The 13,711-nt window shown below is 36.0% G+C and carries 14 protein-coding genes; 9 read left to right on the forward strand and 5 right to left on the reverse strand.

The window, feature by feature from the left end; all coding sequences use genetic code 11:
- The first annotated feature begins 208 nt into the window (after window positions 1–208).
- Window positions 209–1,003 carry a hypothetical protein gene (locus tag FTU66_RS12980; protein WP_180112919.1) on the forward strand — a complete coding sequence of 265 codons (795 nt, stop codon included), beginning with the start codon at window positions 209–211 and terminating at the stop codon, window positions 1,001–1,003.
- 207 nt (window positions 1,004–1,210) lie between these two features.
- Here FTU66_RS12980 and FTU66_RS12985 read toward each other — a convergent pair whose 3' ends face one another.
- Together FTU66_RS12985 and FTU66_RS12990 are read right to left on the reverse strand one after the other, a co-directional pair.
- A complete protein-coding gene (locus FTU66_RS12985; RefSeq protein ID WP_166172042.1) occupies window positions 1,211–1,501 on the reverse strand; it encodes a hypothetical protein in 291 nt (96 codons plus the stop codon).
- Complete coding sequence (locus FTU66_RS12990; protein WP_166172040.1) at window positions 1,501–2,142, reverse strand: AAA family ATPase; 642 nt, start codon at window positions 2,140–2,142, stop codon at window positions 1,501–1,503. Before FTU66_RS12990 ends, FTU66_RS12985 begins: the two co-directional genes overlap by 1 nt.
- Window positions 2,143–2,286: 144 nt before the next feature.
- Between FTU66_RS12990 and FTU66_RS12995 the strand changes: the two genes are divergently transcribed.
- The 5 genes from FTU66_RS12995 to FTU66_RS13015 all read left to right on the forward strand — a co-directional run bounded on the left by FTU66_RS12995 (window position 2,287) and on the right by FTU66_RS13015 (window position 7,287).
- Entirely contained in the window at window positions 2,287–2,481 is a 195-nt protein-coding gene (locus FTU66_RS12995) for a hypothetical protein (RefSeq protein WP_180112920.1), read from the forward strand.
- 636 nt (window positions 2,482–3,117) lie between these two features.
- Window positions 3,118–3,336, forward strand: a complete 219-nt coding sequence (locus tag FTU66_RS13000; protein ID WP_180112921.1) for a hypothetical protein — start codon at window positions 3,118–3,120, stop codon at window positions 3,334–3,336.
- A 2,179-nt stretch (window positions 3,337–5,515) separates the two neighbouring features.
- A complete protein-coding gene (locus FTU66_RS13005) occupies window positions 5,516–6,871 on the forward strand; it encodes a hypothetical protein (protein WP_180112922.1) in 1,356 nt (451 codons plus the stop codon).
- The gene (locus FTU66_RS13010; protein WP_180112923.1) at window positions 6,864–7,085 is read left to right on the forward strand and encodes a hypothetical protein; all 222 of its coding nucleotides are present in this window, start codon (window positions 6,864–6,866) and stop codon (window positions 7,083–7,085) included. Before FTU66_RS13005 ends, FTU66_RS13010 begins: the two co-directional genes overlap by 8 nt.
- The gene (locus tag FTU66_RS13015) at window positions 7,078–7,287 is read left to right on the forward strand and encodes a hypothetical protein (protein ID WP_166172032.1); all 210 of its coding nucleotides are present in this window, start codon (window positions 7,078–7,080) and stop codon (window positions 7,285–7,287) included. Before FTU66_RS13010 ends, FTU66_RS13015 begins: the two co-directional genes overlap by 8 nt.
- Before the next feature lie 315 nt (window positions 7,288–7,602).
- Here FTU66_RS13015 and FTU66_RS13020 read toward each other — a convergent pair whose 3' ends face one another.
- The 3 genes from FTU66_RS13020 to FTU66_RS13030 are packed head-to-tail and all read right to left on the reverse strand — an operon-like array spanning window position 7,603 to window position 10,075.
- Window positions 7,603–8,358, reverse strand: coding sequence for an SDR family NAD(P)-dependent oxidoreductase (locus tag FTU66_RS13020; RefSeq protein WP_180112924.1), 756 nt, complete (start codon window positions 8,356–8,358; stop codon window positions 7,603–7,605).
- Window positions 8,359–9,660, reverse strand: coding sequence for an FAD-binding oxidoreductase (locus FTU66_RS13025; protein ID WP_180112925.1), 1,302 nt, complete (start codon window positions 9,658–9,660; stop codon window positions 8,359–8,361).
- A 7-nt stretch (window positions 9,661–9,667) separates the two neighbouring features.
- Window positions 9,668–10,075 (reverse strand): GtrA family protein, encoded by a 408-nt coding sequence (locus FTU66_RS13030; protein ID WP_180112926.1) that lies wholly within the window; start codon window positions 10,073–10,075, stop codon window positions 9,668–9,670.
- A 26-nt stretch (window positions 10,076–10,101) separates the two neighbouring features.
- Between FTU66_RS13030 and FTU66_RS13035 the strand changes: the two genes are divergently transcribed.
- The 3 genes from FTU66_RS13035 (at window position 10,102) to FTU66_RS13045 (ending at window position 13,154) form a co-directional block, all read left to right on the forward strand.
- Window positions 10,102–10,980 (forward strand): decaprenyl-phosphate phosphoribosyltransferase, encoded by an 879-nt coding sequence (locus FTU66_RS13035; RefSeq protein WP_180112927.1) that lies wholly within the window; start codon window positions 10,102–10,104, stop codon window positions 10,978–10,980.
- 19 nt (window positions 10,981–10,999) lie between these two features.
- Complete coding sequence (locus FTU66_RS13040; protein WP_180112928.1) at window positions 11,000–11,407, forward strand: divergent PAP2 family protein; 408 nt, start codon at window positions 11,000–11,002, stop codon at window positions 11,405–11,407.
- 133 nt (window positions 11,408–11,540) lie between these two features.
- Window positions 11,541–13,154 carry a hypothetical protein gene (locus FTU66_RS13045; protein ID WP_180112929.1) on the forward strand — a complete coding sequence of 538 codons (1,614 nt, stop codon included), beginning with the start codon at window positions 11,541–11,543 and terminating at the stop codon, window positions 13,152–13,154.
- Window positions 13,155–13,711 lie beyond the last annotated feature (557 nt).

Consider the following 13,711-nt stretch of genomic DNA (forward strand, 5'->3'; position numbering starts at 1 on the left):
AAAACTCACCAACTTATTACAAAAGCCGATTTTTGCTGATTTCTTGGTCAGGACTAAATTTTTAAGTAATTGATATTTATATTAATATACAAGTGTATTGCGTATAACCACCATTATGTTAAATGGACAATTAATAATTGAATATTTCACCTTTTTTAAAATTAGTAGCTAAAATTACTTTATAATTTAAACTTATAAGGTATTTAAAGTGCAAAGTCCTCTTTCTAAAATATTTCTACTAAATATTCTCATAATGGTTGGTAGTGTTGCGTATGCCATTGAAGTTAAGCCATTCAAATTTATAAAAAATAATGAAGGTTATCCAGAAAATATTGGTTTATATAAAATAAAAAATAAATATAGTGAGTTATATGTAAAGCAGTATCCATTTTCTATTGAGAACAGTAATAGAAATGCTGGTTTTATTAGTGAGATCGATCCACAATGTGAAATCTTAGAAAAGATATATAAGCAACAGCAGAATACTTATGTTGTAACAAGTACATGTGGCGCATGGTTTGGTATGAGTAGCCCAGAAAGCCATTATTTTATATATGAGTTTAACGATCTAGCAAAATTAATTAAATCTGAAACTATTGAATTCAAAGAGTCATTAGATATTACTATTTCAGAGCTTAATTCAGGTATAAAAATAACATCAAGCCAAAGTCCTAAAACTGGGAAAAAATATGATTATGAATACAAAAATGGGAGCTTATATGACTTCTCAACATCTATGAATAGAAATTTAGTTTCAAAAGAAAATGATAGAATCTGTAAGGGATTCTATGATCAAGTTTATACTCAATTTAAGTATTCTTATGTACCTGGTATGACTAATCTTTTTGAAATTTTACCTAGACATGCTTATTCATGGGTTCCAAACAAAATAAAATCTAGTGAAGAATTATCAGATAAATTAGCCAATGATTTAAAAGGGAAAGATCTAACACAACGTAGAAATGTTCCTTATTCAAGATTTAAACAAGACTATTGTTCTTAACTAAACTTAAGTATTCCCCAAAATTAACATAATACGGATTATGCGAAATAAGTTAATTTAATTGTTTTAAATCAGTAACTTGCAATAATTAAAAAAGCCTAGTTTAGTCAAACTAGGCTTTTTTATGGATTCTTCACGTTCCACGAGTTTGTGTAGTAAAAACTTAAAATTGTAAATAAGTTATGCAACTTAAATAAGTTGCGTAACTTATTTGGTGTGATCTAATACAACTTTTTGAAGTTCTTCAGCAGATAGATTTTCTAATTGACTAATAGCTGCTTTTAATATGATAGAACGGTTCGCTTTAGCAACCCTACAATTTACCAAAAGAGTATCTATTTGCTGGTTCACATCTTCAGTTAAAGAGAAGGTATATCTTTTATAATTTTGCTGTGAGGGTTCTATCTTCTTGACACGTTTAGTCGCACCTTGAATAAAGCTTTCGATGATTTCATCGTTTGAAACTTGCTCAGATTTTTTTAAGCCCTTAAGTGCCATTAAAGATCTCCTAAAAACTCTTTAGCAATTTGTTCAATTTCTTGTTTGGCTTTTTCATCAGATGACATTTCAAAAACCGATAATCCATTTTCATCAGCATCATCATAGATATTCCGATTGCATGTGAAATTATTCAATGGAGTCAAATCAAAAGATTCACATGCCTCTTTAGCATCTAGAATTCTTTGAGATTGGCTTGGTAAAGTTGGACATTGAGTAATGACTGCACGAGTATAAAGTTCTGGGTTCACAGCCTTGGCTAACCGAATCAATTTTTCAACATGAACTAACGTTTTTAAATCGCGTCTTTTTGGTCTAAATGGCAATAACATGTGAGAAGCAATTGTCATTGCTGAGCGTAGTGCTTCAGAATCTTGACCGCCTGCATCAATAATGATGTCTTGATAACGTTTAGAAAGATCTAATAATATTTGGCGAATATTTCCTGCTGCTTGAACAGAAGGAATACTTTCGACTTTACTATTTTCATCACGCTCTTTAATCCAATCGGTTGTAGTGCCTTGTGGATCTGCATCAAGTAATAAAATATCTCTTTTTTTAGATTGTAGATAAACTGCAAGATTTTGGGCTAGACAACTTTTGCCTGATCCCCCTTTTTCACCACCAACTAAAATAATCATTTTTATGTAACTTACGTAACTTATTTAAGCTAACATTATAAGAAACTTTTTATTAAGTTCAATAGAGCTTTAAACTTTATTAATAACTTACGTAACTTGCATAACTTATTGAAAAAAGTATTTTTCGGTCAATGTTTTATTGGAATGAATAAAGAAAAAAAACCGTCTCAAGTATTGCTAATTGAGACGGTTTTTCCTATATTTGACGGTACGCAGTTATTTGATGTTGACGCATCATTTAACGAAGATCAGCAGAGCTACCAACTCGTGCTGATTTCACCAAAAGGCTTGTACTTAACTAATATTATGACTTTTTTTAATATTTTTGCAAGCCGTTAATTGAAAAGCCTTCGTTATTTAGCATCCTGTCGACTATCAAATAAGCAACAAATTATTGCGGTTGAGTAATTCAATCCAATTTTTGTTCGATGTCGTTTGTTCTGCGTAACTATGGAAGTTTGTAAGTGCGTGTTTGTCACGGCTTCTTTAGAACGATTCATGTATGCAGGAGGATAAGTGACGGCAGGTACATGAATTACAAGACGATAATGTGTAGTAATACACTAGTCGCCCTCAAATCTGATGTATTGCACTATTGAGGGAACGCAGGGAATACGTTGGTCGATTGTTTAAGTGGTATGTTGGGTAATTCCCTCGCCGAGATAGCAAGCCAATGGGGGAGAAAGGCGTGTGCAGGGTGGAGATCAGCTCCATAAATACTCCTCTGCGAGACAATAATGACGCATCTTGTCTTGTACCGATTGAAGGCGACAGCGGCTCCATACCGTGATGTTTTTAAAAGGTGATATTCAAATACCTTTGCTAATTTTAAATTAGCGAAGGTAGGGTGAATATTACCGAAATCTGCTCAAGCTCACCATCCGTGAGGAACGAACGGCAGGGAGCTTGAGCAGATGAGATCATATAGTTGTTTTTCTTTTGTATCGTTTATAGATCAGTTAAAGGAAATTTGACATGAGCAAAGATAGAAAAGACGAAGATTGGGTTTCTCTCTCGATGAGCATTTTAGATAAACCTCTAAGAAGCTATAAACTTGGTAAGGATGGATTCTTCAAAGAAGCTCAAGAGCAAATAAACACTTGGGAAGAGTTCTTTAAACTTTATAGTGATCCCGAAGGTTTAGACGATTTTATGGCAGATCGTGAACATGACGTTCCGAAAGATAGATTTTAGGCGCACAGTTTGCGTCAGATTCGATTTTTAACTTTGTGGCTTAGTTGTTTGTATGTGAAATAAGAAAAGTTGCTTAGAAAGCAAATAGTGCGATTCTATGGCTATTAAAAGATAAAAGGACTAAAGCAAAAGTGCGATAGTCCTTTTAAATTGTGATAAATCTCGTTTGATGGAGATCAATCGCTAGATTAAGAAATTTCAGCTAAGAAATTAAATAACCTAGTTGAAAGTTTAGTAATAACAATAAGTTAAAACTAAGTTGGAGTTTTGAAGCTCCAGAACTAAATTTTTATGAATCTTTAACCTCGATTGCATCTGCAAAAAAACTCAGTGACCAAACTGAAATGCGAGCAATTTTGTTAAAAAACATAAAAATTAATTAGATACACTATCGTAGGATAGTTCTCGTATCGCTGAGAAGTGCGTCAAAACATCAAAAGCCGTTTTGAAAGCTTGCAAATTAAGGGAATTGCTCCTGATCTGTTTAGCCAAAATGGGCAAGGTACAGACACCTTTCGCCATTATCGGTGACGACACCTTAGTTTTATTTAAACGTCTGTTCTGACGTTCCGACTTAACCTGTCGGGGTGATGCTTAAGTGCATCAATCTTTTGACTTCTCTCAACTGAAACCGATCTACAGAAACCACTCTGTATCCAACATCGTTTGTAGTAAGGGCGACCAAACCCTTACCCACTTTGCTGAATCACTATAGAAACCACCCATAGCAAAATCAAATTTCGTTCTCTTCTTTACTTGTGACCACATTAAAACCTTACGGTTACTCTGCTTAGCCTTTCGTCCTCAGAACTCTTTAACAAGTCGAATTATTACCAATAAACAACATTGGTTGACTCACGTCACTTAGAAACTTCGTTTTGTACTTGACCGTTTACTTTTGAAAAGTTACTTCAAAAGCCCGTTGTCGCTCTGATTAATGCGATTCGTGAAATCGCTCCTAATTGGCTAATCTCCCAATGGTTGAATTGGCTATGAACCAAAACAGTTGCTCTAAAAATCAAGCTGAACATGCTTACAATCGCATGAACCTGCACCATCTTCCCCACTTATCTCCAAAACTACTCGAATGCTATCAGCCTTCCTATAACCCTTAAAGCCTTGTCCATTACAGACGTGTCACACGTAAGTCGTCGTTCCGCAAACTTACTTAACAGGTGTCCAACCCCAATATTAGGTCGGTTTCTTTAAAGGTCAGGATAAAGCTCCTACATACTTTCCCACTTGCTTCACACTTTTCGGTTTTAACCGAAAAGCCAGAAGCTTGTTCGGTTGAGCTATTTACACGATGCTTTCATTTCTGAAAGCACCACAAACTTCGAAATATTATAATTTCAGCCATTTGCTACAGTTCCCCAAAATCAATTGATGCACATCTCACCAACCAATTTCTTTCTCTGTAATGCTCCCCTCAGTGGCATATCTTGGGCGGTATTCCTACCCAAGACAGGAGTTCTAACGTCTAGACAAATCCTAAAGCAGATTTGGTTCGACTCCTCTTCATTTTGGCATTCATGGTCGCCCAAAGACCACACAACTTGTCATATAGACGGCTGTGCAAATTTATTTTCCTTAACAGGAACGGGTAGAGGACGCAGAGATGCGTATTCTTGCGAATAAGCAAGCTCCTCGTCCGCCCCCTGCGTAGCGTGACCGAGCCATTTGGCATGGCAGTCCGCTTCGCCGAGCGTGGGTAAAACTACCTTCCTATTAGTACGCAGTCGAAAATAAATTTTCGACTGCTAGGAAAGCTAACAAGTGATTGAAAGAGGATGGTCAGTCCTCCCGATCAAAGAGAAACAGGAGGGTTGGTCGCCCCTCCTGTTTGAGATAAGTCAAACGATTAGGGCGCATCCATCTTTCAAAAAGAAGAAAACTTGTTTTTAAAGAATTGCGTCATCTGATGGCTACTTTAGGTGAAAAAATCGTCGGGGGCAACGTCTACCTTCGTTAATTTTAGGGAACGACTTAACTACGGAATACGTTGCCCCGAAACGGAGCTTTGCTCCGTTTGACAAACAGCTTCGCTGTTTGTTTCTAAAAGCTTTGCTACGCAAAGCTTTTATTTCATTAGCTTCAAAATCATAAAAGACTATTCACTTTTATAAAATTTACTACTACAGTTTTACTACTACAGAATTTTAGGCGCAGGGAAAGGGGCATGATTTTTTACGCTACATCAGATGAAATTGCCATGATTGGCATTCTCAAGTGTGTGTCTATCGGCAAAGCTACTTACTATAAGAAAATGCTGATTGATTTAGATAAAGCGGAAGGTGCTTTGACTTCTCTGATCAAGAAATACAACGTGGCACTTGGCAGAGCCACGACTTCAACTGAACAACCATGTGCTGGGCACATGGTTGTTCAGTTGAATCAAACCCTTTTGGCTAAGCAAAAGTTCATGGTTTACCTCTTGGTGACTTTGCCTATCGCTGTCCGTTCCCAAGCCGATGTATATAAAAAATTGGTTGATGATCAAGAAATCGTCGATTCAGATAAGTTCAAGTCCGAACACAGAAAGAAAATTGCTGTGGAATGGCAAAAAGGCTTTATCAAAAAGGCTTTCACCACTAAATCGAACCCAAATCCTGACGATTTTTCTTGTCTTGAATGGGAGCATGAACGGCTTTATATCTACACCAAAGACCAAATTAAAAAACTCGTTTTACGCAGATCCGAGTACACAGATCGGCAGAAGAAGAAGCAGTCTGCTTTGGATGCTAAAAGAGTCGAAAATGGTGAAGTGCCTAGAAATCTGAAAACAGTACGTTGGACATGGCATCTCACACCACACTATGCCAAGTACCTGAAACGCATAGCAGAACTGAAAATTGACCAAGCAATTTTGGCGAAGAAGTCGCAGAAAAAATCTGAAATTGAAAATCAACGGAAGATTGAAAACAGGAAGTTGTCGGATGATGCCAAAAAAGCAAGCTCACCGACTAAGGCTGAAATTGGACGCATGGTTAAGCTGACCCCAACCGAAGTTGCAGGCTGTGTCAGTGACGCAATTTTTTTGGTAAAGCACATGCCTGCATTTAGCGGTACTGCGAGTGATGTAGGTAAAATCGTCAGTGAGATTGAATGGCGGTTTAATAGCAAAGCTATCAAACAGTCGAAAGCCGTTCGTGCGAAAGATAATAAAGCAAAAACTGCTCCCCTACCGATAACTAATGCTTTTAAAGTCAAAGATTTAGCAAGCAGGGCAGGCTTTAATGCTTCAAGATTTGAGTTTAAATACCATTCCTTTGCCGAGCTGAAAGATGCAATCGAGAACTATAGAGAAGGCTTGGACGAGTCGCAGATCGTAAAAAAAGAAAATGAAATCCTTTCACTATATGAAATCGAAAGACGGCATGTAACCAAGAGCTTAAAACAGAAAAATACAGAAGGTGCAAAGCTTAGCGGTGGCGTGGTTGAGGAAAAAATTAAAGACAGCCTTGCTAGTAGATTCCTCAAATTCACAGGCTTTAGGAAAACCGCACCTGATAGTAGAGATAAACCAAATGACTAAGCAAACCAAAAGAAGTTTGGCTTTTTTTCTTGTAGTCCTCTGCGGTGTCGGTTTCCTAAACTGTATGTCGAGTAAAGAGTCACAAACCGATCAAGACAGTATCGCAAGAGCCGAGCAACGAGAACGTGATTTCATGCAAAGACAAGCCGAATACGTTGCAGAACATGGGCACAAACAGCATTACAGCTTAAAAGATGGAAAAGTTTATGAGTGAAAATTTGACAGATAAAGTCATAGGTTTCATGGCTGTCAGTGGTCACAAAGTCGATGCAGAAACCAAGCTGTTGTTAGAGCAACTTGATGCAGGAACACTTACATATGAAGAAGCAATAAAGCGTGTCTATGATGCTATTGAAAAACTTCCTACTAAGAAGGTCGTCACACAGCAAGATATCCAAGATTTTTTAGATGATTAGCCTAATTCTAATCAGTTAAATTTTATTCGCATTTTAATTTTTAAAAACAAAAAACCACCTAAAAAGGTGGCTTCTTGTACTGTATGAAAGATTTAGTTTGAAGCACTTTCACTTAAACAGATTAACTTGATAAGTTGAATATTAATATACAATCAAAATATTGTCAAATTTATTATTAAATATCATGTTGATACATAAACATTGACCCAAAAAAGTAAGACAATTTTACTTTGGGCTTACAACTGAATTTCGTATATGAGATTTTATGTTAAATAAAAAGCCCTGCTCATGCAGAACTTTTTATAAATGGCGAATTTAAATATCCATTTTTCTAAACAAGAAGAAAGGTAAATTCCGAATAATCATCATAATGATTGCCCATTTACCTGGCGTATAAACGGTTAATTTGCCTTTATCGATGCCCTGCACAATATCATGAGCAACCTGTTCAGGTGAGGCAAGTTTTCCCTTGCCAGATATTCCAGCCGTCATAGGTGTTGCTGTGGGACCTGGCTTGATTAAGGTTGCTGTGACATGAGAACCAATTAAGGCTAGACGATGCTGTAAGCCTTGTAGATATTTATCAATCAGCGCTTTCGATGCACCATAGACATAGTTGGATTTACGACCACGATCACCTGCTACTGAGCCAATCACTGCCAGCTTTCCATGATTACGCTCGATCATGTGTTTGGCAATAATTTCAGTAAATAGTACAGGTGAAACTGCATTGACTTCGATTGCCTGTTGGCACTGGATTAGATCGTTTTGACATTGGTCCTGATCTGGTAAGTTGCCATGGGCAATCAGGGCAATATCGATTGCACCCTGTTGATTGATGGTATTGATGCAATCCTGGATTGCGGCAGCATTTAAAAAATCAACGGTCTGTAATTGGATATTCGCCTGTGGTGTACGAACTCTAAGATCATTGGCAACACGTTGTAGTTTGTCTTGGTCTCGTCCTAAAAGAATAATCTCACAGGGCTGTTGCTTCAGCCAAAGTCTGGCACAATGTTCAGCAATGGCTGAGGTTCCACCTACAATTAAGATTCTTGGTTGATTTGACATTTAGACACCCAATAGACGACGGGACATTTCCGAGCTGATGCCTGGATCCCGATATTTTAGAAATTCATTGAAACGTGGATAGCCTGTCTCAAATAGTGATCGTGGCATACGTGCATCTTTGGCCAAATAAAGGCGGCCTTGTGCTTCCTGGACGATACGATCTAGTTCATTCAACAGTTTTAAGGTCTTTTCGCCACGATTAGGGAAATCCAGGGCCAGTGTTACTCCTGGCTTTGGAAAACTCAGTAATCCCCCCGACTCACGATCACCAAATGTTTTTAACACGGCTAGAAATGAGCCTTCACCTGATTTTTTAATGGCGTTTAGCATCTCTTGAGTGGCTTCTTTACCGACTTCTTTCGGTACCACACTTTGATATTGATAAAACCCTTTTGGTCCATACATTTTGTTCCATTCATGCATAGCATCTAATGGATAGAAAAATGGCTCGTAATGTACTGTTTGAGGCTGTTTTTTTAGAGAATTGCCATGGAAGTAGGCAAAATTAAAGATAGGTAAACTGAGTTTATTCACCAATGAAATAGGAGGAGTGATTGGGAACGTTTTATCTTTAATTTTGGGTTCCGCTTGAGTGTGTTCATTCGCCAGATTACCCCGTGCAAAGAGTCCTTTGGCATTCGCACCATTCATACAATCAATCCAGGATACAGTATGTTCCCAGTCCGCTTCAGATGAGTCAGACAGTGCAAAAAACTCATCCAAATTGTGGTAAGGAATGGTTTCTGAGAGGATCCAGGGGCCTTGAACAGAGCGTAACTGGATTTTTGCTTCTAAAATTATCCCAGTTAGGCCAATCCCACCTAAGGTGGCATAAAACCAATCTGCTCTTTCAGTCTTGGAACATTCAATAATTTCGCCATCAGTACGCAATAACTTGATATATAGGACGTGGTCACCAAAAGAGCCAAAAGCATGGTGGTTTTTGCCATGTACATCATTCGCAATTGCTCCACCCACGGTGATCATTTGCGTTCCTGGTGTTACAGGTAACATCCAGCCCTGAGGGATAAGGGTACGATGAATATCCTGTAAGGTGGTACCCGCTTCGCAGTGCAAGATACCTGTATTTAAATCAAAAGAAACCAAATGATTCATCGCTGTCGTCAGCCATAGAATACCATTGCCATTTAGCGCTGCATCGCCATAGCTGCGCCCCATACCATGAGTGATGCCAGGATGGGTGCTGTGTTGTAGTTGTTTGGGTGTTTGTGAAGCGGTTATTAATGGGATAACTTGATGTTCTGTATTAGAAAGTCTGCCCCAGGCCTGTATTTTTGTCATCTGTGATTTATACCGTACGAAATACGAAACGTTTATCTAAGTAATATTTGCAAATATAGCCAATCATCAGGCCAATCACGCCACCGACATAACGCATTTCTTTAGTTTCAAAAATGGCATGAAAGCCAAACTCAAAGCCCCAGAAAATGATGGTAGTAAAAATACCCATGACGGTATAAAGCATAAAAATCTTTCCATCATGTTGTGCATTTTGTGTTTTATATTTAAAAATATATTTTTTATCCAAAATATATTTAATCACCAAGCCGACACCCGTGCCAATAATAATTGAAACTAAAATATAAAAAGGTCCAGAATAAATATAACTGCAAATATCCTGTGCTAGAATGTTACAAAACGTAGCAACTATGGCAAATGCTGTATAAAGCATTGCCAGTCTAATCGAATCAATCATTTATATTTAATAATGTTGTAAAACTAATGCATGATATAGCACGCCATCGGTCTTTTCTAGCTGAAATCCGCGGACTGATTAAGCTCATAAGACCCAAACAATGGGTAAAAAATAGTTTTGTTTTTGCACCACTGATCTTTGCGGGTGAATTCTTAAAAATAGGGTCTGTTTATTCGGCATTATTTGCAGCTTTTTTATTTTGTTTAGCCGCTTCTGCGGTGTATATCGTTAATGATTTAAAAGATATCGAAAAAGATCGTGCTCATCCTGAAAAGTCCAAGAAACGTCCTTTAGCTTCAGGCCAGGTAAGCCCCCAAAGTGCGATAATTTTGTTGGTCTTGATCTATGTGGCACTTGGATTTGCCTGGTTAGTTGCACCCCAGGTGATTTATGTGATCTTGGTGTATTTACTGCTGAATTGGGCCTATACCTTCAAACTGAAGCATGAACCTGTCATTGAAATCTTTATTGTGGCCTTTGGCTTTGTATTACGTGTCTATGCTGGTGCTGTAGCCCTTGCAGTACCTGTCTCTCACTGGATGTTTATTACCACGCTCAGTATTTCACTTTATCTGGCTTCAATTAAGCGTCGTCAGGAACTGGTACAGAGTGGATCGCAGGGCCGTGGAGTACTAGCCCATTATTCAGTTTCACTCATTGACCGTTTTGCAGAAATGTCTGCCATTACCGCGATCGTCTTTTATAGCCTGTATGTGATGGAAGTGCAGCCGCAACTAATTATCACCATTCCTTTTGTGATGTTTGGTCTGTTCCGTTACTGGTTTATCGTTGAAACCCTAAAAGGCGGGGAATCCCCCACAGATGTGATTGTTCAGGACTGGCAAATTTTACTGACTGTTGCTTTATGGATCGGGTGTTGTATTTGGGCATTAGTACCCGCTTAATTTTATTTTGGATTGTTTTGTGAATTATTACAGTTATCTGATTACCCCATTTTTAGCCTGGCTGGTTGCTGGCTGCCTAAAGTTTCTTATTAACTCAATTAAAGCAAGGCAATTGGCTTTTGGATTGATTGGTTATGGTGGGTTACCAAGCAATCATAGTGCCATTGTGAGCAGTATGGTTGCTCTAATTGCCTTTAAAGAAGGAATTGATACGCCTGCATTTGGCGTAGCACTCACTTTAGCTTTTATTGTTTTACTAGATGCGAATAGCTTAAGACGTGCTGTGGGTAAACATGCTGTAGCGATTAATAAGTTAGCTAAAGATGATCCTGAATATCAGCAGTTAAGAGAACGTATGGGGCACACCAAAATTGAGATTTTGGCTGGGGTGGTTGTGGGTGGATGGGTTGGATTTATTTTGAGCTAAGAAAATAAAGTCGGTAATGTGATTTAAGGATAGATTATTTTTAACAATATAATCTAGAGGGAAAAAATATTGGATTTATTGATTAAATTCAAATAATTTTTTGTTCAAAATATATAATTTGGTGTTTTTTATTATGTGCTTTAAAAAAAATATATATTATTTTTTAATTTTATTATTTTTACCTTTTATATTTTTATTAGTTTTTGGTAGGTTTGGTCTAGAAGATTCTGACTCTGGTTTTATAGTTGGTATGGGGTGGAGAATCATGAATGGTGAGATTCCATATAAAGATTTTTATTATGTTAGACCTGTTATTTCTCCTTTTATATCTTCTTTTTTGTTATATTTGACTCCAGATTATGGTCAGATTGTATTAATGAGACTTTTGAATTACTATCAGTTAATGTTGCAGGTTTTTTTAACGGTATTAATTTTAAAAAAATATTATAATTTTGAAGAATTAAGATTAAATATATACATATTTTCAATAGTATGTTTTTTAATAACATCTATTGGCTCTTTATATTTTCAATGGCATACTACAGATGGGGTTTTGTTTGGCGTTATAGGTTTATTTTTAATATCATACTTTCAAAATAAAGGTTTTTTATTTTTGATAATAGCGGGGGTTTCATTAGGAATATCTGCTTTAACAAAGCAAAACTTTTTCTTAATTCCTGTAATTGGGGTTCTATTTGTATTTTTTCAATATAATTTTAAAAAATCTTTGCAAGTTGCTTTTGGTGTTTTATTAGTATTTATTTTATTTTATTTTTATCTTCTTTTTAATGATATAGTTGATTTGTTTTTAATACAGAATTCAGGATCAACAACATTATTAGATTTATTTAAAACAGGATTTGTTGCATACTTTTCAGGTCACAAGTTTTTTTTAATTTATATTTTATTATCATTTTTATTTTTTTATTTTTTTATTTTTTTTCAAAAAAAAGACAAATTAAAAAAATTATTTATATCTTTTATTTTTACACTAGTGGTAATTAATTCTATTTGTTTCATATATTTAGAAGGATCACCTAGAATAATTATGTTTGATAGATTAATACCAATATTCATTGTTTGTTGGTTTTTATATTTATTTATTTCTAAAAAAGAAAATATTAAAAATCATTATATTCTTATCGCTTTACTCGGTATTTCTTGGGCTTCTTCTATTAGTTGGGGTGGCATGAGTCCCTTGATGTTTTTTACTCCAGTTTTATTTTCAGCCTATTATCTAATTCAAAAAAAAATGAACATTTTTGATGAGAGAGTAAGCCTATATTTTGTTATTCTTATAGTCTTTTATTCAAGTATCATTAATTCTAAACCATATAGAGATAATTTTATATGGAAGGATTATATGGAAGCATCTGTGATATCAAAAAAACTTGCTTTTATCCAAGCGAATAAGACATCAATAGATAAACATATGGAGTTAGATAAAATACTTAATAAGTACGATAAAACAACAGTTCTACCATCTATGCCAGGAGCCTATTATATACATAATAAAGTTAATTATTTTTCGATTGATTGGGCCATGGATGTAGAAGCAGCTTATGATAGGGAGGGATTAATTAGAGATTTAGAAAATTGTTGTGATTATTATATTATTGAAAAAAAGGCATTTGGTCAGCCTATAGGAAAAGAAGGAAAATTCTATTCATCTATAACAGATTATGTTTTACATAACTATCGGTTATATGATTCTAGTTATGAATTTTTTGATATATATGTCAAATAGTTTTCTATCTTTTAATGAATGTATAATGGTTACTTTAACTAAATTCTTACTATCATTCATGATTGTATATATTTTATAGGTTATATAAATTTAGTTTTATATAATAAAAAACCCCGGCATCCTGCCGGGGTTTTTCGTATTGGTTCGCTCGGTATAACTCCTGTCGTACCTTACAGTCCTTGTGCTTATCTCTTGTTATTCTTGTATGGAACTTCCTGTTCCCGATGAGTTCATCATAGGAAAATTCACCTCTCCTGGACAGCCGTAAAGAACCGGAATTTACGTAAGCCCAGGCGTACAAAATAGCCTAAATTTTATCCCCAGCAATTGGGGATAGTTTTGGAACCTGGATCCGCATGAAATGGGCACTGATTGCCAAATTGATCGTTTTTTAGCCAATTTCCTTGGCAAAATGTTACAGATTCGCTTAAAAACTCACCAACTTATTACAAAAGCCGATTTTTGCTGATTTCTTGGTCAGGACTAAATTTTTAAGTAATTGATATTTATATTAATATACAAGTGTATTGCGTATAACCACCATTATGTTAAATGGA

The organism is Acinetobacter sp. YH12131, assembly GCF_013418635.1.
Taxonomy (GTDB): domain Bacteria; phylum Pseudomonadota; class Gammaproteobacteria; order Pseudomonadales; family Moraxellaceae; genus Acinetobacter; species Acinetobacter towneri.

What these genes read in the sequence shown, in the direction of transcription:
- FTU66_RS12985 (WP_166172042.1), bottom strand. Translation starts at nt 1,501, where the DNA reads ATGGCACTTAAGGGCTTAAAAAAATCTGAGCAAGTTTCAAACGATGAA.
- FTU66_RS12990 (WP_166172040.1), bottom strand. Translation starts at nt 2,142, where the DNA reads ATGATTATTTTAGTTGGTGGTGAAAAAGGGGGATCAGGCAAAAGTTGT.
- FTU66_RS12995 (WP_180112920.1), top strand. Translation starts at nt 2,287, where the DNA reads ATGAATAAAGAAAAAAAACCGTCTCAAGTATTGCTAATTGAGACGGTT.
- FTU66_RS13000 (WP_180112921.1), top strand. Translation starts at nt 3,118, where the DNA reads ATGAGCAAAGATAGAAAAGACGAAGATTGGGTTTCTCTCTCGATGAGC.
- FTU66_RS13005 (WP_180112922.1), top strand. Translation starts at nt 5,516, where the DNA reads ATGATTTTTTACGCTACATCAGATGAAATTGCCATGATTGGCATTCTC.
- FTU66_RS13010 (WP_180112923.1), top strand. Translation starts at nt 6,864, where the DNA reads ATGACTAAGCAAACCAAAAGAAGTTTGGCTTTTTTTCTTGTAGTCCTC.
- FTU66_RS13015 (WP_166172032.1), top strand. Translation starts at nt 7,078, where the DNA reads ATGAGTGAAAATTTGACAGATAAAGTCATAGGTTTCATGGCTGTCAGT.
- FTU66_RS13020 (WP_180112924.1), bottom strand. Translation starts at nt 8,358, where the DNA reads ATGTCAAATCAACCAAGAATCTTAATTGTAGGTGGAACCTCAGCCATT.
- FTU66_RS13025 (WP_180112925.1), bottom strand. Translation starts at nt 9,660, where the DNA reads ATGACAAAAATACAGGCCTGGGGCAGACTTTCTAATACAGAACATCAA.
- FTU66_RS13030 (WP_180112926.1), bottom strand. Translation starts at nt 10,075, where the DNA reads ATGATTGATTCGATTAGACTGGCAATGCTTTATACAGCATTTGCCATA.
- FTU66_RS13035 (WP_180112927.1), top strand. Translation starts at nt 10,102, where the DNA reads ATGCATGATATAGCACGCCATCGGTCTTTTCTAGCTGAAATCCGCGGA.
- FTU66_RS13045 (WP_180112929.1), top strand. Translation starts at nt 11,541, where the DNA reads ATGTGCTTTAAAAAAAATATATATTATTTTTTAATTTTATTATTTTTA.